The organism is Streptomyces sp. NPDC043726 (assembly GCF_056436565.1).
This window is the reverse complement of sequence record NZ_JBWKCI010000015.1, coordinates 20,619-38,698: the sequence shown is the minus strand read 5'-3', so window position 1 is coordinate 38,698 and position 18,080 is coordinate 20,619. Positions and strand designations below refer to the sequence as shown.

Sequence of the window (18,080 nt, the reverse complement as noted above, 5' to 3'; positions counted from 1 at the left end):
AGCACTCCTCCGTCATCCGGCCAGCGCGCAGTCCCCGCACTTGGCTCCCGACGGCACCCGGTAATACAGGCAGCAACTGCGCCGCCGGAAGCCGAGGTTGGGCCCGGTGAGGTGTCCGGTGGCCGCGAGTCGGCCGGTGTTCAGCAAGGCGCCCACGAGGTCGGTGAGGGGCTCACGCAGATCCGGCCTGGCCGTCAGAACAGCACGAGCCGCCTCCACGAGCGCCGAGGCCGCGTTCCCGGCCAGGAGCCGGGGCGCCACCTTGACGCGGAGTCCTGCGGCCAGTCGATCCAGGTGCCTGCGGACGACCACCTCGTACAGCGCCTCGGCAAGACGCGGGCTACCGTCCGCGTACCGGCCGGTGGGGACGGCGATCCGCAACTCCGGTCCGCTGTGGGCGCGTTGCAGCCCGGTCAGGTCCGGAACGATGCCGTGCGCGACGGTGCAGGCCAGCACCGGTGACCACAGGCGCGCGGCGTGTCCGAGCTGCACGATGGAAGCGCCGACGCGCACTTCGCGGGTGTCGTAACGGTGAGCCGTGGCCGCCACCAGGTCGGCGGCGCCGCGGGCGTACGTGTCCTCGACCGGGTGCCATCCCTGGTCCGGGCCGCCGAGTTCGACCGCGAAGAAGGTGCCGAACCGCGCGACATCCGCGAGGGCTTCGGCGACGGCGGGGGCGGGCGCCTGCCGCAGTGGATTCACGTCAACTCCCGGAACAGCGGTGTCAGGTGGACGCGTTCAGACCGCGGGATCGGCCGGCGGCACGGCCCTCGGCGGAGGGCTGTGCGACGATCACGTTCGCCTGCTCGCACACGTCGAGGCAGTCGGTGATCCGGACCGGCGCGTCCTGGGCGAGGCGCGCGCTCTGCTCGCCGTGGTCGACACCCGTCACTTTCGGGCTGCCGCAGCAGCAGTCACGGCACACCACGACCCGGCACGGCACACGGCCGTCGTGCGAAGCCTCCATGGGCATCCCGACGAGCCCTCCTCCCTGGGGAAATCCGCCCCATTCACCTTGAGGAAGCGACCGCGTGAGTCTCCTGGCTCTCGGGTCAGTGCTCGTCCCGGCCTTCCCACCCGCCTCCGGGCAGTGGTCTGTTCGGGATCCGCTCGCCGATCACAGTGGCGGGACCGCGCCGGATTCACACCGGCTTCCTCGTTCCGCCGTCGCCTTGTCGTCCGCCATCATGACATCCGCTCGTACGGCACCACCACGGCGGACCCCGGCCACCGCCCCGGCCGGAAGGGGCGCACGCATCACACCCGCACGCCCTTTCGCTCCCGTCTCACAGGAACGTAATATCACCAGGTCATCGCCGCGACGGGAACCAGGAAGCCGGTGTGAGTCCGGCACGGTCCCGCCACTGTGACCGGGGAGTGCACCCCTCGACATGCCACTGCGCACCGCGTGGGAAGGCAGGGGGAACGTCGATCCGGGAGTCAGGACACTGCCCTGTCGCGGGCCCGTTTCCGAGGAGCGCGGACTCCAGGAGGCTTTACGTGTTCCAGTCGCTTTCCCCTGCCCAGTCGTCCTCCGCGGCGACCCACCGGCGTCGGCCGGTACGCGCCGCTGCGGCCGCCGTCGCCCTCACCGTGACCCTGCTCACCGCCGGCTGCGGCTCGTCCGGCGACGGCCCCGAGGACGCGAAGGCTTCGGCCTCCTCGATCGAGGGCTTCCCCGTCACCATCGACAACTGCGGTGTGAAGACGACCTACGACGAGCCGCCGTCGCGGGTGGTCACCATCCACCAGCACCCGGCCGAACTGCTGCTCGCTCTCGGCCTGAAGGACCGCATGGTGGGGACCGCCTTCCCCGACTCGGCCGTCCTGCCCGAGTTGAAGAAGGACTACGAGGCGATCCCCGAACTCTCGGAGCGGGAGCCGTCGTTCGAGACCGTCCTGGAAGCCGAACCCGATCTCGTCTACGGCGGCTACGGCAGCGCCTTCGACGAGAAGGAGGGCCGCTCCCGCACGGCCTTCGCCGACGCGGGCATCGACACCTACCTCAACCGCGAGTACTGCGGCAAGAAGCAGGTGACGATGGAGGACACCTACGACGAGATCCGCACCCTGGGCCGGATCTTCGGCGTCTCCGACCGGGCCGGCAGGCTCGTCGACGACCTCCAGGGCCGTATCGACAAGGCCGCCACCGCCGTCGAGGACGAGCCCGCGGCGTCCGTCTTCGTCTACGACAGCGGCGACAAGAGCGCCTTCACCGCCGGCGGCAAGAGCCTGGGCACCGAGCTGATCCGGCTGGCCGGCGGCAGGAACGTGTTCGCCGACCTGGACGACGTGTTCGGCGACGTCTCCTGGGAACAGGTCGTCGAACGCAAGCCCGAGGTCATCGCCATCTACGACTACGCCGGCTCCGGAAGCGTCGAGCAGAAGAAGAAGTTCCTGCTCGCCCAGCCCGCCCTCGCCGACGTACCCGCCGTGAAGAACAAGCGGTTCGTCGTCCTGCCGCTCACCGCCACCCTGGTCGGCATCCGCTCGGCGTACGCGGTCGAGGACCTCGCCCGTGGACTGCACCCGAAGAGCTTCCGGTGACCGGACCGGTCACGAAGGCGCCCGCCGGGCCGCGCCCCACCGACGAACAGAGCACCCGTCCCGGGGCCTTGGCCCTGACACTGACCGTCCTGACCGTGCTGCTCATGCTCTCCGGCACCGCGGGCCTCGCGATCGGCTCGGTGCGGGTGCCGCCCGTCCAGGTGTGGGGCATCGTCACCCAGGCGCTCGGCGCCGACTGGGGGACATCCGACTGGTCACGGGCGCGCGAGACCATCGTGCTGGACGTCCGGGCGCCCCGCGTGCTGCTCGGCGCGGTGACCGGCGCCGGGCTCGCGGTCGTGGGCACCGCGCTGCAGGCGCTGGTGCGCAACCCGCTCGCCGAGCCCTACTTGCTGGGTGTCTCCTCCGGCGCGTCGCTCGGCGCGGTGTCGGTGATCGTGTTCGGGGTGAGCGTGCTGGGACCGGTGTCGCTGTCCGCCGCGGCCTTCGCGGGCGCCCTGGGCGCGCTGCTGCTCGTCTACGCCACCGCCCGCACCGGCGGCCGGATCACCTCCGCCCGCCTGGTGCTCTCCGGCGTGGCGATCGCGTCGGTGCTCACCGCGGTGCTGGATCTGCTGCTGCTCACCACCGACCGGGGCAACGAGGCCCGCGCCGTGCTGGCCTGGACCCTCGGCGGCCTCGGTGGCGTCAACTGGGGCACGCTGTGGCTGCCGAGCCTGGCCATGGTGCTGGGCATCGGCGGACTGCTCGTCCAGGCCCGCAATCTGAACCTGCTGCTGGCCGGCGAGGAGGCCGCCACCACCATGGGGCTCGACGTGGCCCGCTTCCGCGCCCGCATGTTCGTCCTGCTCTCCCTCGTCACCGGCGTACTGGTCGCGGCGGCCGGGCCGATCGGCTTCGTCGGCCTGATGCTTCCGCACATCGTGCGCCTGTTCGTCGGCGGCGACCACCGCCGGGTGCTGCCCACGGCCGCGCTCGGCGGAGCGGTCTTCCTCATCTGGGCCGACATCGCCGCGCGTACCGTCGCCGCGCCGACGGAGATACCCGTCGGGGTGCTCACCGCGCTGTGCGGCGGGCCGTTCTTCCTGTGGCTGATGCGCCGGGACGCCCGACGGACCGCCGACCGAGGAGGGGTGGCATGACCGCGACCGACCTGTCCGTCGACGGCGTCACGCTCACCGCCGGAGCACGCCATCTGGTCCGGGACATCTCGCTGACCGCCCGCCCCGGCGAGACGATCGGCCTGGTGGGCCCCAACGGCAGCGGCAAGTCCAGCCTGCTGCGCGCCGTCTACCGGGTCCTGCGTCCCACCGCCGGGGAGGTCCGCGTCGACGGCGCCGACGCCTGGTCGCTCCCGGTGCGGCGGCTGGCCCGCACGGTGGCGGCGGTCGTGCAGGACTCGGGCGGCGACCTCGACCTCGCCGTCCGCGAGGTCGTCGCCATGGGCCGCACCCCGCACAAGCGGCTCCTCTCCGGGGACACCCCCGAGGACGCCGAGCTCATCGGCTCCGCGCTCACCGCGGTGGACGCCACGCATCTGGCCGACCGGCCCTTCGACCGGCTCTCCGGCGGCGAACGCCAGCGCGTGCTCATCGCCCGCGCCCTCGCCCAGCAACCCGCCCTCCTCGTCCTCGACGAGCCGACCAACCACCTGGACATCCGCCACCAGTTGGACGTCCTCGGCATCCTGCGCCGGCTGCCCGCCACCGTCCTGGTCGCCCTGCACGACCTCAACCTGGCCGCGTACTACTGCGACCGCCTCTACGTCCTGCGCGCCGGCGAGATCACGGCCTCCGGGCCACCCGCCGAGGTCCTCACGCCCCGGCTGCTGGCGGAGGTGTACGGCGTGGCGAGCGAGGTCGCCGTCCATCCGCGCACGGGGGCACCCCAGGTGACCTTTCTGCCGGAGGAGCCGCGGGGGCTCACGCCTGGCAAGGGATAGTGCCCCCGGCGGGGCGGGTGCGTCGGAGGGTACACGGGCGGTCCGGTGGGACTGGATGCCGTTCACCGGGCAGGAGGTGGGAGTGACGCTTTCGGACGTGGTCTATGTCTGCCTGGGCATCGGCGCCCTGAGCGCGGCCGTCCTGCCCCGGGTGGTGTACAGGCGGCCGTTCTCCCTGCCGATGGTCTTCCTGGCCGCGGGCGCGCTCGTCCAGCTGCTGCCGGTGACCGTGCCGACCGTGGATCCCGTACGCCACCGCCTCTGGGTGGAACACGCCACCGAGGTGTGCGTGATCGTCTCCCTGATGGGCGCGGGACTCGCCATCGACCGGCCCTTCAGCCGGCGCAGGTGGTCCAGCACCTGGCGGTTGCTCGGCGTCACCATGCCGCTCACGGTGGCCGTCACCGCCGTACTGGCGTGGTGGCTGCTGGACTGGCCGCCCGCCGCCGCCCTGCTGCTGGGGGCCGTGCTCGCGCCCACCGATCCGGTCCTGGCGGGGGAGGTCCGGGTGGGCGAGCCGCTCGGCACCGAGCGCGACGAGGACGAGGCGCGCTTCGCCCTCACCAGCGAGGCGGGACTGAACGACGGGCTCGCCTTTCCCTTCGTCTACGCGGCCGTCGCCCTGGCCGCCGCGGCGGGCGCCGGGTGGTCGGCGCGGTGGATCGGCCCCTGGGTGCTGACCGACGCGCTGGGCAGATGCGCCCTCGGGCTGGCCGTGGGCGCGGGTGTCGGATGGTTGCTCGGCTGGATGTTCTTCCGCGCCAGGACGCCGGTGCTTCGGTTGTCGGAGCACATGGAGGGCTTCGTGGCACTGGGCGCCACGTTCCTGTCGTATGGCGTCGCCGAGGTGCTCCACGGCTACGGCTTCGTGTCGGTGTTCGTCACCGCGTGCGTCATCCGCGCCGCCGAGCGCAGCCACGGGTACCACAAGGTGCTCCACGAGTTCACCGAGCAGATCGAGCGGTTGCTGACCGCGCTGCTGCTGTTCCTGCTCGGCGGGTATGTGGCCGCCGGCTCCTTCTCCGGGCTGACCGTCATGGGCGCGGTGGTCGGTGCCCTGTTGCTGCTCGTCGTCCGGCCGCTCACCGGGTGGCTGGCCCTGATGCGCAGCAGGACGCCCCGGCCGGAGCGCGCGGTCGTGTCGCTGTTCGGCATCCGGGGGATCGGCTCGCTCTTCTACCTGTCCTACGCGCTGGGGCAGGACGACTTCGGCGGCCTGGACCGCGAACTGTGGGCGACGGTGGCCTTCACCGTGGTGCTCTCGGTGATGCTCCACGGCTCCCTGGCGACCCCCGCCATCAAGCGTCTGGACCGGAGATCGCGGGCGCGCTCGCTGCGGGGGTAAAGCCCACGTCAGGCTTACTGCATAATGCTTGCAACAACGAGCGACATGCAGAACGGCCGAGGTGTGGAGTCCATGACGACCCGTCGAATACGAGGTACCGCCGTCACGGCGGCGATGGTGGTGGCCGCGGTGGCCGCCTGCTCCGCACCCGGCGGCAGCTCCGGCGACGGCGCCACCGACTCCGTCGTGATCGGAGTGGCCTCCGAGCCCGACACCCTCAGCCCGCTCCTCGGCTACGGCAAGGACGGCAACTCCAAGATCTTCGACGGGCTGCTCGCCCGCGACGCCGACCTGCGGCTCACGCCCGCCCTCGCCAAGGCCCTCCCCGAGGTCACCGACGACGGCCTCACCTACACCTACACCCTGCGCGACGGGGTCGAGTTCAGCGACGGCGAGCCGCTGACGGCCGACGACGTGGTGTTCACGTACGAGACCGTCCTGGACGAGAAGACCAACAACACCGCACGCAGCGAACTGGACGCCGTCAAGGACGTCCGCGCGAGCGGCGACGACAAGGTCGTCTTCACGCTGAAGTACCCCTACGCGCCCTTCGCCGGGCGCACGGTGCTGCCCATCGTCCCCGAGCACATCGCCGGGAAGCAGGACCCCAACACCGGCTCGTTCAACACCAAACCGGTCGGCACCGGACCGTACGTCCTGTCCGCCTGGAGCAAGGGCGAGAAGCTCACCTTCAAGGCCAACCCCAACTACTGGGGCGGCGAGCCCGAGGTGAAGACCTTCACCATGGCGGTCATAGCCGACGACAACGTGCGCGCCACCCGGCTGCGCTCCGGCGACCTCGACGGCGCGGTCCTCCCGCCCAACCTCGCCGCCACGTTCAAGAACGACGACGGCATGACGTCGTACGACGCGAAGTCCTACGACTTCCGCGCCGTGACACTGCCCACCGCGGGCGAGGTCACCGGCGACCGGGCCGTCCGGCAGGCGCTGGATCTGGCCGTGGACCGCGAGGCCATGGTCGACAAGATCCTCGACGGCGCCGGACGCCCCGCGTACGGGCCGCTGCCCGTCGACGACCCGTGGTTCGCCAAGGGCATCGAGCGCCGCCAGGACCTGGGCAAGGCCGAGAAGATCCTCGACGCGGCGGGCTGGAAGACCGGCGACGGCGGCATTCGCGCCAAGGACGGCCGGCGGGCCTCCTTCACCCTGCTCTACCCGTCCGGGGACAAGGTCCGCCAGGACCATGCCCTCGCCTACGCCTCCGACGCCAAGCAGGCCGGCATCGAGGTGAAGGTGGAGAGCGCCACCTGGGAGGTCATCGAGCCGCGGATGAAGGACGACGCGGTCCTCGCGGGCTTCGGCAGCACCGGCGACCCCGACTTCGGGCTCTACACCCTGCTGCACTCCTCGCTGGCCGGCGACGGCTTCAACAACATGGCCCGCTACGACAACCCGGCCGTGGACAAGGCCCTCGACACCGGCCGCCGCAGCGGGGACCCCGCCAAGCGCGAGGCCGCCTACGAGGCACTGCAGCGCGCCCTGGTGGAGAACCCGGGCTACACCTTCCTCACCCACATCAACCACCAGTACGTGCTCGCCGACCGCTGGGACGGGCTGACGACCCAGCTCGAACCGCACGAGCACGGCTTCGCCAGCGGTCCCTGGTGGAACATCGAGGACTGGCAGCCGAAGAAGTGACCCTCTCCTCCCTGCCCTGGGGAGCGATGGCCCGCCTGGCGGGACGGCGGGCCGTGTTCGCCCTGCCCATCCTCCTCGTCGTCACCTTCGGCGTGTTCGCCGTCGCCGCTGCCTCGCCCTTCGACCCGGTCAAGGCCTACGCGGGCACGGCCGCGCTCGGCGCCGACCAGGACACCCTGGACCGGCTGCGGGAGAACCTCGGCGTGGACCAGTCCTTCACCGCGCGCTGGTGGGACTGGCTGACGTCCGCCCTCACCGGTGATTTCGGCCAGTCCAGCGTGATGCGACAGCCGGTGGCGCAGGTGATCGGCGAACGCCTCGTGTGGTCCACCCTGTTGTGCGCGGTCGCGTTCGCAGTCGCCGTGCTGGCCGGCACCCTGCTCGGGGTGCTGGCCGCCCGCCGTCCGGGATCCATGGTCGACCGGCTCGTCAGCTCGCTCGCCTACACCCTGGAGGCGGCACCGGTCTTCTGGATCGCGCTCCTGGCCATCTGGCTGTTCGCCCTCCAACTGGACGTCCTCCCGGCGGGCGGTCTCACGGACACCGCCAGCGAACAGGTCACACCGGGACAGGTGACGAGCCACCTGGTCCTGCCCGCCGGCGTGCTCGCCCTCTCCCAGCTCCCCTGGTTCGCCCTGTACGTCCGCCAAGGGGTCGCCGACGCCCTGGCGGAGGACCCGGTACGAGGCGCCCGCGCCCGCGGACTGAGCGAGCGCACCGTCCTGCTCGGCCATGCCCTGCGTTCCGGACTGCTCCCGGTCCTCACACTGATCGGCTCGCGCGTGCCCGAACTCATCACCGGCGCCCTGCTGGTGGAGAGCGTCTTCAGCTGGCCGGGTATCGCGGCGGCAACCGTCGAGGCGGCCACCGCCGTCGACTTCCCGCTGCTCGCCGCGCTGACCACACTGGCCACCGCCGCCGTCCTCGTCGGCAACCTCCTCGCGGACCTGCTGTACGGACTGTTCGACCCGAGGGTGAAGTTCAGTGACATGTGACTCTCCGGCCGACGAGCCGACCGTCTGGCGGTCCTACGGGACGCGGCGCCGGTCCACCCGGAGCATCCGGGTGCGCACCTCCGCCGCGCTGGTCGCCGTGACCGCGCTCGTCGTCCTCGTCGTGCCGCCACTGGTCCAGCTCGACCAGCAGGCCGTCGACCTCGCGGCCAAGCTGCGACCGCCGTCCTGGGCACACCCGTTCGGCACCGACGACGTCGGCCGGGACCTGCTGCTGCGCTGCGTCTACGGCCTTCGGGTCTCCCTGCTCGTCGGCGTGGCCGCGGCCCTCACCGCGACCGTGATCGGCACCGCGGTCGGCGCCGCCGCCGGGGCGCTGGGCGGGTGGGCCGACCGCGCGCTCATGCGGTTGGTCGACACGTTCTCGTCCGTGCCCCACCTGCTGCTGGGCATCTTCATCGTCGCCATGTTCCGGCCCGGAGTGTGGCCGGTGATCGTCTCGGTCGCGCTCACCCACTGGCTGTCCACGGCGCGGATCGTGCGCGCCGAGGTGCTGTCCCTGCGGGCGCGGCCGTACATCGACGCCGCCGTCTCGGGAGGCGCTTCCCGGTGGCGGGTCGCGGTACGGCATCTGCTGCCCGCCGTGCTGCCACAGGCGGCTCTGGCGTCCGTGCTGATGGTGCCGCACGCCATGTGGCACGAGTCCGCCCTGTCGTTCCTCGGGCTCGGCCTGCCCACTCACATGGCGAGCCTCGGCAACCTCATCCAGAGCGCCCGGGGTTCGCTGCTCGCCGGGCAGTGGTGGCCGACCCTCTTCCCCGGCCTCCTCATCATCGTCCCCACGCTCGCCATCGCCGGTCTGGCCGGTGCCTGGCGGGAGCGGATCAACCCCCGCCGCCGATCGGAGCTGATGCTGTGACTCGCGCAGAGCGAGAGCCCGTGCTGTCGGTACGCGGCCTGTCGGTGCGTTTCCTCATGCCCGGCGGGCGTAGCGTCGCCGCCGTCACCGACGCGCACTTCGACGTCGCGGCCGGCGAGTGCCTGGCCCTGATCGGCGAGAGCGGCTGCGGCAAGTCCGTCCTCGCCTCCGCCCTCCTCGGCTTGCTCCCCGCCAACGCCCAGACCGCGGGCCAGGCCAGACTCGGCTACGTCGATGAGGCGGCCCGGCGACGCCGTGATGCCGGCGACGACATGCGCCAAGCCCAACTCGGCGATTCCGACGGCGGGGCCGAGACCCACCTCGGCAACTTCGACGACCCGGGCCATGCCCACCTCGGGGACTTCGACGCCACTTCCGGGGCCCAGCTCGGGGACCACGACGCCACTTCCCGGGCCCAGCTCGGGGACCTCAAGCACACGGACCGGCCCCGCCTCGCCGACCTCAACGCCACAGGCCGGGACCAGCTCGCCGACCTCGACAACCCGGACCGGGACCAGCTCGTCGGCCTCGACCTGCTCGCCGCGGACGAGCGCACCCTCGCGCGCACGGTACGGGGTCGCCGTATCGGCCTCGTACCGCAGAGCCCGGCCGCCCACCTGACCCCCGTCCGCACCGTCCGGTCCCACCTGGAGGAGACGGTCGCCGCGCTCACCGGTGCCCGGGGTCGTGCGGCCGTGCGCGCAGCCGCAGAGGCAGCCGCCGCCCGTACCGCTTTTCCGGCGGACCACCTCGACCGCCACCCGCACGAGCTGTCCGGCGGCCTCGCCCAGCGCGCCGCCACCGCCCTCGCCCTAGTCGGCGGCGCACCCCTGCTGCTCGCCGACGAACCCACCACCGGACTCGACCGCGACCTGGTGGAGCGCACCGTCGACGAACTGCGGCGCCACATCGACGCCGCCGACCGCGGCCTGCTGCTGATCACCCATGACCTCGCCGCGGCCGAGCGCATCGCCGACCGCGTCGCCGTCATGTACGCCGGACGCATCGTCGAAATCACCGACGCGGCGGACTTCTTCGGCACCCCCGGCCCCCGCCACCCCTACAGCCGCCGCCTCCTCCAAGCCCTCCCCGACCGTGCCTTCACCCCCATTCCCGGCTTGCCGCCGGAGCTCGGCGACCTCCCCGTGGGCTGCGCCTTCGCGGCGCGTTGCGACCGGGCCACCGACGCCTGCGCCACCCTGCCCCGGATGACGGACGCGGTCGCCTGCCACCACCCGCACGTCCCGGAGAACGCCCGTGCTTGACCTGCGCGCCATCACCGCCGGCTACGACCGACACGCTCCCGTCGTCCAGAACGCCTCCCTCACGATCGAGCCGGGCGAAGCCGTAGGCCTGCTCGGCCCCAGCGGCTGCGGCAAGTCCACACTCGCCCGCGTCGCCGCACTGCTGCACCGCCCGGACGCCGGAACCGTGATCCTCGACGGGACGCCGATACGTCACTGGCGCCACCGCGCACCACGCGGTCAACGCACCGCCGTCGGCGTCGTGTTCCAGCAGCCGAGGCTCTCCGCGGACCCGCGTCTGAGGCTCACCGACCTCATCGCCGAACCCCTGCGCGCCACGGGCCGCCGTGCCGAGGTTCCCAGCCGGGTCGCCGAACTCGCGTCCACCGTCGGCCTCACGCCGGATCTGCTGGGCAGACGACCGCACGAGGTCAGTGACGGCCAGCTCCAACGCGCCTGTCTCGCCCGTGCCCTGGTCCTGCGCCCGCGCTGGCTGATCTGCGACGAGATGACAGCCATGCTCGACGCCTCCACCACCGCCGCCCTGGTCGCGGTCGTCGAGGACTACCGCCGCGACACGGGCGCGGGCCTCCTGGCCGTAGGCCACGACCAGACCCTCCTGAACCGCTGGTGCGACCGCACGATCCATTGGGACGGGCTGCGCGTCGAACACTGAGCGGACCCTGGCCCGGCGGGCGCGCGCGGTGGCCGTATCAGGCCGGGACGCCGTCGCTACGACTGGCGGAAGACGGCGGCCTTGAGGGGGTGCGGACGGTGTGGCCGTCGATGCACTTGTCGTGGATCTCCACCAGGACGATGCGCCGCACCAGCCCACCGGCCTGACCACCGGCTCCTGGCCGTGGACGCGCGAGATGGGCAGGTAGACAGCGTCGGGCTCTCCGGGTAGCGTCGCCCGCGCAGGACTCTCGGGTCCTCCAACTCCCTTGGCAACAGCAGGAAGAGCCCATGCCGGACACCGCGGATGCTGTACGACGTCGACGACCAGAGCCCGCGCCGGGGATGCCGAGTCGCGGATGACCATGCTCCCGGTCACGCCCGGCCTGCTGTTGATCCTCATGGTGTCGGTGGCCGTGGGCGGTGTGGTGTATCACCACACGAAGAAGAGCAGTGCCGCCGTCCCCGCAGTGGGAGACCTGAGTGCGGCGATCGTCAGCGGCGCGGCCGTCGCGGCGCTCCTCGTGTCGATCGGCTGGGCGGCGGTCCCGCCGAGCACCGCCCAGCCGGCCGACGGCGTGCCGGCACCCACCTGTCTCAGTGCCAGTTGCTGATCTTCACATCGTGCGGCGCGGGCTCGCCCTTGCCGGTTTCGACGAGCTTCTTCAGGCTCATGAGGAAGGTCGCCCACTTCGTGGAGCAGTGGTGCATGAACTCCACCGGCTCCTTCCAGCCCTCGTGGCTGAACAGGACGATCGTGAACTCGTCCTCCTGTTTCAGCTCGAACCGGATCCGGGTGCCGATCCACTCCTCGGGGCCGTCGACGACCTCCCAGAGCACGCGCTCGCCCGGCTCGGCCTCGAGCACCTTCATGTCGAACCCGCCGGGCTCGAAACGGAATTGGATCACTCCGCCGATCCCGCTGTCGCCCTCGGTGTCCTGCGTCCACCAGCCCGCCAGCCCTTCGACGGTCGTCAAGGCGGCGTAGACATCGCCGGGAGGCGATACGACTCCGATCCTGTGCAGGATGTCCACCATCTCGCTGTCTCCTTGTCCAGCGCCGCTCGCGGCGGCGCGCTCGGTGCGAGGTCAGTCCTCCTGGCCCCGCTGGATCGTCTCGGCGATCCGCTTGATGCGCTGCAGCCGGGCGTCCCAGGTCGCCCCGACCGCTGACAACTGGGCGACCGCGCGGGCGAGTTGGGACTCGTCCACCTCGTAGCGGCGCTCACGTCCGGACGGTGTGGGGTGCACCAGGCCGACGCGCTGGAGCACGCCGAGGTGTTTGGCGACCGCCTGCCGCGACACCGGAAGCCGTCCGCTCAGGGTGGTCGCCGTGCCGCCGCCTTCGCTCAGCAGCAGGTCGAGCATCCGCCGCCGGGTGGGGTCCCCCACCGCCGACCAGAGCTCGTCGTCGACGGTGACGTTCACGGCGTCGACACCAGCCGGGCCACGTACCCGACGAGCCGCGGCAGGAAGTGGTCCCAGCCGGTGACGTGCTCGCGGTACGCCTCTTCGAGTACGGCCGCCTCCCAGCCCCTCTCCCGGAACCCGGTCTCGGTGAAGCGCAGCAAGGTGCCCGCGCCGGCCGGAACCAGGTCGAAGGTGACGAGCAGCGAGTTGCCCGGCGCGGCGGCCTGGTCCTCGTCGTACACCCACCGGAAGGAGAACCGGCGCGGCGGGTCGGCCTCGATCACCGTGAGCGGTACGACCTTCGCCTCCGCGGTGCCCTTGTCGCCGAAGGTGATCGTCCCGGTGGCTCCCGGCGCGGGGGCGAGGTCCGCCTCGTCCGGCCACCATTCCCGCAGGTGCTCGGGCTTGCTGACGACCTCGTAGACCACCTCGGGGGTGGCGGCGATGTGGATCTCCCGCTCGATGCTGCCGTACTCCATGCCGTTCTCCCAGCCACTCGCAACCATCGGTTGCACATAACGGTAGAGCGGCCCGCGCCGATACGCAACCAATGGTTGCTCAAGCGCGGGCCGGGGTGACCGCTCAGCGGCTGGAACTGGTCACTGAGGTGGGGTTTCGTCGAGACGGCGGACGTCTTCCTCGTCCCACTTCCGCGTGTCCCGCGGCTGCGTGTACGGCTCGGCCTCCGGCGGGTGCCCTCCGGCGATGGCGCGCTGGCGCACGGTCTCGGCGTCGAATTCCAGGCCGAGCAGAATGGCGAGGTTGCTGATCCACAGCCACACGAGGAACACGATGACGCCGGCCATGGTGCCGTAGGTCTTGTTGTACGACGCGAAGTTCGCGACGTAGAACGCGAAGCCGGCCGAGGCGACCAGCCAGATCACCAGGGCCAGGACGCTCCCCGGGGTGATCCACCGGAATCCCTTGACCTTGGCGTTCGGGGTCGCCCAGTACAGGATCGCGATCATCAGTGTGACCAGCACCACCAGCACGGGCCACTTCGCGATCGACCACACCGTCAGCGCCGTGTCCCCGATGCCGAGAGCCTGCCCGGCCTGCCGGGCGAGAGCGCCGGTGAAGACCACGATCAGGGCGCTCGCCACCGCCAGCACCATGAGCACCACCGTGACCGCCACGCGCACCGGGAGGATCTTCCACACCGGGCGGCCTTCCGGCATGTCGTAGACCGCGTTCGCGCTGCGGATGAAGGCCGCCACGTACCCGGAGGCCGACCAGACCGCCAGCGCGATGCCGACGAGGGCCATCACCGAGCCGGTACCGGCGTTGTTCTGCAGCTGCTCCACCGCCCGGGTGATGATGTCCCGCGCGGAGCCGGGCGTCAGCTCCCGAAGGTTCTCGAGCACCTTGTCCGTCGCCGACTCGCCGGCCACGCCGAGCAGGGACACCAGGACCAGCAGGGCGGGGAACAGGGCCAGCACGCCGTAGTAGGTCAACGCCGCCGCCCGGTCGGTGAGTTCGTCGTCCTGGAACTCCTTCAGGCTGCCCTTGAGCACCGCGAACCAGGCCCGTTTCGGCAGCTTCGAGGGCGACTCCGGCGCCGCCTCCTCGACCTGCGGCTCAGGGCCCGCCTCGTCAGGTGACGGGATCCGCTCACCAGATTCCTGGTCAGCGTCGGTGTGTTGCTTACGACCCGGGAGATGCAGCTTCGCCATACCGCGTCGGGTAACCACATGTGGCCAGGTCAAAGCACAGCGGGACAAGGACAGTCGACTCAGGCTGCCCAACTCCGCGCGCGCCCCTTCTCCTCCGCCTTCTTCAGGGACTCGCTGACCCGATAAGTGGTCTTCCCCGGGTCCGACACGGGTGTGCCCAGGGTGATGCGGCCGGTCGAGCGCAGGTCCTCGCACACCTCGGTCGGCAGGGCCACGAAGCAGCCGCCCCCACGACCGGTGGGGTCCGCCGGCCGCCAGTAGCCGTACCGCGGCCGACCGCCCGTGAGAGCGGTGACGAAGACCGGGGTCCGGGGGTCGGAGACGATGCGCAGCACCTCGGCCGCGGGTGCCGTCAGCCGGCTCACGGGCCGTCTCGGGCGGTACGCGCGAGCGGGGTGCGTCCCGGCGGCTGCCGCTGGCGCGGGCGACGAGGGCTGGTGCTGGGTGAGCGGCATCGGCATGGCCTTCCAGACGGAGGAATGGACACCGCGTACCCCGTTCGGGCCGGTGTTGATCTTGCGAGCCGCATTCTGGACCACGCCACTGACATCGGGGCCGCACGACGGGTCGCGAGGGCGGATCCGGGCCGCCGGAATCCCGTGTCGCACCGAGCCGTGGCCGGTGCCGGTGCCGGTGCCGGAAAAAGGGAGGCATGCGGGCCGGATCACGGGGCAGACACGTTCTTGCACATGTGGTGAACAGCGACGACCTGGAGGCTTGCCGTGCTGATGGCCCACCCCGCCGTGCTGAAGAACCTGCTCGAGCAGTACGAGACGCTGCGCATCCTCCACGCCGAGGACGGCAGCCCGCAGGCACGTCAGCGAATGAACGATCTCGCCTACACGCTCTGCGTGACAACTGGCACCCAGGACATCGACGCGGCGCTCATAGCCGCACGCCACCAGCTCCCCGGCGCCCGCCCCGAGGACGACTCCGTCCTCACGGCACCTGCCGCGAGCCTCTGACCCGGAAGCGACGTCGCGAGGGCCCCCGCACAGGGGGCCCTTTCGCTGCGTGAACGGCGGTCGGTCAGTAGTCATTGCGGCGCCGCAGCATGAAGGTCCTGCCGTCCGGGTCGACGAGGAGCCGGTGCAGGGGCTTGCTGAGCGTCATCGCCGTACGGGAAAGGCTCGGTGAGCGGTAGGCGCGCAGGCGGCCCGGCGGTCTGGGGCCGCGGCGGCCGTCGGCGTGCCAGGCGTCCAGGGCGGCGGCGCTCTCCGCGAAGGTGTCGAAGGCACGTGCGGGGTCGCAGAGTTCGTCGGGGCGGGTCAGGGACTCCCGCCCGTCCGCGTCCTCGATGTCCAGGTGCTCGCGGGACAGCTCCAGGCGCAGGTTCCTGGCGAAGCGGCGGGCGCCGTCCCCGAGGCCGCCGGGGTCGCGGGGCTCGCGCGGATCCTCGGACTCGTCCAGGACGGCGCAGGCGATCTCGGAGTCGTGGGTCCAAGAGCGCAGGTTGACGTTGTCCGATCCGACCGAGGCCCATACGTCGTCGATCACGCAGACCTTGGCGTGGACGTACACCGGCGTGCCGGCGTGGTTCTCCGGCGCGTACACCCCGACGCGGTCACCCCCGGCCTCCCGCAGCCGGTCCAGGGCGGTCACGCGGCCGACCAGGTTCATCGGCAGGGTGAGCCGGCCGTCCTGTTCGGGGAATGCCGGGACGACCGCGATCAGGCGCAGGCCGGGGTGGGCGCTCAGGGCTTCGGCGAAGCATTCCACCACCCGCGGGGACCACAGGTACTGGTCCTCCAGGTAGATGAGGGCACGGGCCCGGCGCAGGGCCTTGCGGTAGCCGCGGGCGATGCTGCGCTCTCCGTCGGGGGCGAAGTCGTAGCCGCGCAGCAGCCGGTTCGGGTAGGTGCGCAGGACCTGGACGGCGGCGGTGCCGCCGGGGGCGGGGTCCGGGGTCTGGGGTGGCAGCGGGTCGGCCTCGGTGTCCTCGCCGTGGACGAGTTCGCGCAGCCGGACGAGCGGGCTGCGGGTCAGCGGCGCCGGGTCCTCCCAGCGTTCGCGGAAGCAGGCCTCGATGTCGCCGACCGCGGGTCCGCGGATCGCGAGCTGGAGGTCGTGCCAGGGCGGGCGCGGTCCGTACGCGGCGGCGATCCGCAGGGGTTGGGGGTCGCCGCGGTGGGTCGCGTCGTCGTTGCGGTTGTGGCACAGGTCGATGCCGCCGAGGAACGCGACGTCCAGCTCGGGCCGGCCGGGATGGCGCAGGACGACGAACTTCTGGTGGTGGGAGCCGCCCGGGCGGACCCGCATGTCGAGCAGGAACTCGCCGCCACCCGCTTCGATCGCGTCGCCCAGGTGGCGGTTCTCGGCCTCGCTGAACTGGAATCGGTCCAGGTGAGAGCGCCAGACCAGCCCTTTGACGATCACCCCGCGCTCGGCAGCCTCGCGCAGCACCGTGCCGATCTCGCTCCCCGGACCGCCGTCGAGGCGTTCGTCGGGGTCGCCCCGCCAGTCGGTGAACAGGAGCAGGTCACCGGCACGCTGCGCACGGATCGCGCGCAGCAGCTCCGCGAAGTACGTGGCGCCGTGCACCAGGGGGCGTACGGCGTTCCCGCACGACCACGCCACCCGCTCCGCCCGCCGCCGGTCCAGACGGGTGGCACCGTTGCCCCGCTCCTCGGCGGTCAGCATCCATGCGTCGAGTTCCACAGCCCAGATCTCCTCCCGGGACCTCCCGGGTACCCAGATCTCGGGCTTTACGGTCCGCCGAAAACGGCGCCCAGGACATCGATCGTGCGCTGCACATTCCGCCCGAAGGCGATCAGCAGCGCTGCCCCGAGCACAAGGGGGTAGACGTACGGTTCGGCGCTCTGGGGAATGACACCGGTGATTCCGAGTCCGGTGATCCCACCCGCTCCCACCAGCAAGGCGGCGAGATACCGCAAGGCATCCCAGTTGCGCCCCAGGGCAACGTCGTCGAGCTGGCCCTCATCCAGGAGCTCCCCGAGTCGTGTCTCGCAGTAGCCGTCGGCGATGGTCAGTAGGGCCTCCGCTATCTCACGGAGGGCTTCGTTCGGATTGTGGTCAAGCTTTCCTTCGAGGGAGCGAAGCGCGGCGGAAACATGTCGCTCGTGCCTTTTCAGAGCTTTCGTGCGGTGGGATCGCCGTAGGACAGTTCCCCGGCTGCGGTGCGCACCCTGCACTTCGCGCCGTACTGCCCGCAGCCGCCTCGACAGCTCCTTGAGTCTGGTTGGCTTCAGCTCACCGCCACGCCGGGCTTGGGCGCACGCGTGAACCGCCTCGGCGCACAACGTCACGAGGACATATCGACGCGCCATGAAGAGTCGCGCCGCCTGGCTGGTCTTTCCTTTGGGGTCCATGGAGCGCAAATCGACCTGGGCCGTGTCCAGCCACCAGTAAAGGACTATGGCGGCCGCCGTCGCCAGACAGAGAAAGAACAGGGCCTTCCCTGCGGATGTCGACGGGAAGGTCCATCCACCGGAGCTGACGATGTCCCGAAGCAGGTTATGCCAAACAAACCAGCCCATGACGACCAAGTAACCCAGAAAAGCCGAGTTGCCCGCGAACCCCCGCCGCGCATCACGCTTCCAGCGCTGAAGACGAAGGCGGCGACGCAAAGCCACCCTGACCCGCAGGGGTACCGGGCGGCCCACTCCCAGCGCGGCACAGTCCCGTACGAGCTGGTCGACCGCGGCGCTGAAGGGGCGAGACCGCGAGGGGCCGGGCGTGAAAAGCCAGTCGTTCACCGAGCCCGGCGAATCCGTGGTCATGGCGAAGAATCC

19 protein-coding genes, 1 pseudogene and 2 riboswitches are annotated in these 18,080 nt (G+C 71.4%); of the genes and pseudogenes, 11 read left to right on the top strand and 9 right to left on the bottom strand.

The features are described from left to right. Positions 1 to 12: 12 nt before the first annotated feature. Positions 13 to 702, bottom strand: coding sequence for a (2Fe-2S)-binding protein (locus AC068Z_RS34855; protein ID WP_478565024.1), 690 nt, complete (start codon positions 700 to 702; stop codon positions 13 to 15). Between the two features lie 52 nt (positions 703 to 754). Further along, a pseudogene (locus AC068Z_RS34850) lies at positions 755 to 973 on the bottom strand ((2Fe-2S) ferredoxin domain-containing protein); the annotation flags it as partial. Positions 974 to 1,017: 44 nt separating this feature from the next. After that, a riboswitch (cobalamin riboswitch) is annotated at positions 1,018 to 1,196 on the bottom strand. 94 nt (positions 1,197 to 1,290) lie between these two features. Then, a riboswitch (cobalamin riboswitch) is annotated at positions 1,291 to 1,471 on the top strand. A gap of 29 nt (positions 1,472 to 1,500) precedes the next feature. Here AC068Z_RS34850 and AC068Z_RS34845 point away from each other — a divergent pair. From AC068Z_RS34845 to AC068Z_RS34800, 10 genes are all read left to right on the top strand, one after another. Next, positions 1,501 to 2,547, top strand: coding sequence for an ABC transporter substrate-binding protein (locus AC068Z_RS34845; protein ID WP_478565021.1), 1,047 nt, complete (start codon positions 1,501 to 1,503; stop codon positions 2,545 to 2,547). After that, positions 2,544 to 3,650, top strand: coding sequence for a FecCD family ABC transporter permease (locus tag AC068Z_RS34840; protein ID WP_478565018.1), 1,107 nt, complete (start codon positions 2,544 to 2,546; stop codon positions 3,648 to 3,650). Before AC068Z_RS34845 ends, AC068Z_RS34840 begins: the two co-directional genes overlap by 4 nt. Then, positions 3,647 to 4,450: an ABC transporter ATP-binding protein gene (locus AC068Z_RS34835; protein WP_478565015.1), complete on the top strand. Its 804-nt coding sequence runs from the start codon at positions 3,647 to 3,649 to the stop codon at positions 4,448 to 4,450. The genes AC068Z_RS34840 and AC068Z_RS34835 overlap by 4 nt, the downstream gene beginning before the upstream one ends. A gap of 82 nt (positions 4,451 to 4,532) precedes the next feature. Continuing rightward, entirely contained in the window at positions 4,533 to 5,795 is a 1,263-nt protein-coding gene (locus AC068Z_RS34830; RefSeq protein ID WP_478565012.1) for a cation:proton antiporter, read from the top strand. Positions 5,796 to 5,867: 72 nt separating this feature from the next. Then, on the top strand, positions 5,868 to 7,454 hold the full coding sequence (locus AC068Z_RS34825) for an ABC transporter substrate-binding protein (protein ID WP_478565009.1): 1,587 nt from the start codon (positions 5,868 to 5,870) through the stop codon (positions 7,452 to 7,454). Between the two features lie 26 nt (positions 7,455 to 7,480). Beyond that, positions 7,481 to 8,449 (top strand): ABC transporter permease, encoded by a 969-nt coding sequence (locus AC068Z_RS34820; RefSeq protein WP_478565455.1) that lies wholly within the window; start codon positions 7,481 to 7,483, stop codon positions 8,447 to 8,449. Next, positions 8,439 to 9,326 (top strand): ABC transporter permease, encoded by an 888-nt coding sequence (locus tag AC068Z_RS34815; protein WP_478565006.1) that lies wholly within the window; start codon positions 8,439 to 8,441, stop codon positions 9,324 to 9,326. The genes AC068Z_RS34820 and AC068Z_RS34815 overlap by 11 nt, the downstream gene beginning before the upstream one ends. Before the next feature lie 56 nt (positions 9,327 to 9,382). Next, on the top strand, positions 9,383 to 10,591 hold the full coding sequence (locus AC068Z_RS34810; protein WP_478565452.1) for an oligopeptide/dipeptide ABC transporter ATP-binding protein: 1,209 nt from the start codon (positions 9,383 to 9,385) through the stop codon (positions 10,589 to 10,591). Beyond that, positions 10,584 to 11,246, top strand: coding sequence for an ABC transporter ATP-binding protein (locus AC068Z_RS34805; RefSeq protein ID WP_478565003.1), 663 nt, complete (start codon positions 10,584 to 10,586; stop codon positions 11,244 to 11,246). Before AC068Z_RS34810 ends, AC068Z_RS34805 begins: the two co-directional genes overlap by 8 nt. Positions 11,247 to 11,604: 358 nt before the next feature. Further along, the gene (locus AC068Z_RS34800) at positions 11,605 to 11,859 is read left to right on the top strand and encodes a hypothetical protein (protein ID WP_478565000.1); all 255 of its coding nucleotides are present in this window, start codon (positions 11,605 to 11,607) and stop codon (positions 11,857 to 11,859) included. On the opposite strand, the gene AC068Z_RS34795 is transcribed toward AC068Z_RS34800, so the two are convergent. The 5 genes from AC068Z_RS34795 to AC068Z_RS34775 all read right to left on the bottom strand — a co-directional run bounded on the left by AC068Z_RS34795 (position 11,843) and on the right by AC068Z_RS34775 (position 14,693). Then, positions 11,843 to 12,283, bottom strand: coding sequence for an SRPBCC family protein (locus AC068Z_RS34795; protein WP_478564997.1), 441 nt, complete (start codon positions 12,281 to 12,283; stop codon positions 11,843 to 11,845). The two genes, AC068Z_RS34800 and AC068Z_RS34795, sit on opposite strands and share 17 nt — an antisense overlap. A 51-nt stretch (positions 12,284 to 12,334) precedes the next feature. After that, positions 12,335 to 12,673: an ArsR/SmtB family transcription factor gene (locus AC068Z_RS34790; protein ID WP_478564994.1), complete on the bottom strand. Its 339-nt coding sequence runs from the start codon at positions 12,671 to 12,673 to the stop codon at positions 12,335 to 12,337. Further along, positions 12,670 to 13,134 (bottom strand): SRPBCC family protein, encoded by a 465-nt coding sequence (locus tag AC068Z_RS34785; protein WP_478564991.1) that lies wholly within the window; start codon positions 13,132 to 13,134, stop codon positions 12,670 to 12,672. Before AC068Z_RS34785 ends, AC068Z_RS34790 begins: the two co-directional genes overlap by 4 nt. A 120-nt stretch (positions 13,135 to 13,254) precedes the next feature. After that, entirely contained in the window at positions 13,255 to 14,328 is a 1,074-nt protein-coding gene (locus AC068Z_RS34780; RefSeq protein WP_478564988.1) for a YihY/virulence factor BrkB family protein, read from the bottom strand. A 59-nt stretch (positions 14,329 to 14,387) separates the two neighbouring features. After that, positions 14,388 to 14,693 carry a hypothetical protein gene (locus AC068Z_RS34775; RefSeq protein WP_478564985.1) on the bottom strand — a complete coding sequence of 102 codons (306 nt, stop codon included), beginning with the start codon at positions 14,691 to 14,693 and terminating at the stop codon, positions 14,388 to 14,390. A 357-nt stretch (positions 14,694 to 15,050) separates the two neighbouring features. Here AC068Z_RS34775 and AC068Z_RS34770 point away from each other — a divergent pair, with 357 nt between their 5' ends. Next, entirely contained in the window at positions 15,051 to 15,293 is a 243-nt protein-coding gene (locus AC068Z_RS34770; RefSeq protein WP_478564982.1) for a DUF5133 domain-containing protein, read from the top strand. A gap of 64 nt (positions 15,294 to 15,357) precedes the next feature. On the opposite strand, the gene AC068Z_RS34765 is transcribed toward AC068Z_RS34770, so the two are convergent. Beyond that, positions 15,358 to 16,986, bottom strand: a complete 1,629-nt coding sequence (locus AC068Z_RS34765; RefSeq protein ID WP_478564979.1) for a phospholipase D family protein — start codon at positions 16,984 to 16,986, stop codon at positions 15,358 to 15,360. A gap of 47 nt (positions 16,987 to 17,033) precedes the next feature. Further along, the gene (locus AC068Z_RS34760) at positions 17,034 to 18,068 is read right to left on the bottom strand and encodes a hypothetical protein (RefSeq protein ID WP_478564976.1); all 1,035 of its coding nucleotides are present in this window, start codon (positions 18,066 to 18,068) and stop codon (positions 17,034 to 17,036) included. Between the last annotated feature and the right edge of the window lie 12 nt (positions 18,069 to 18,080).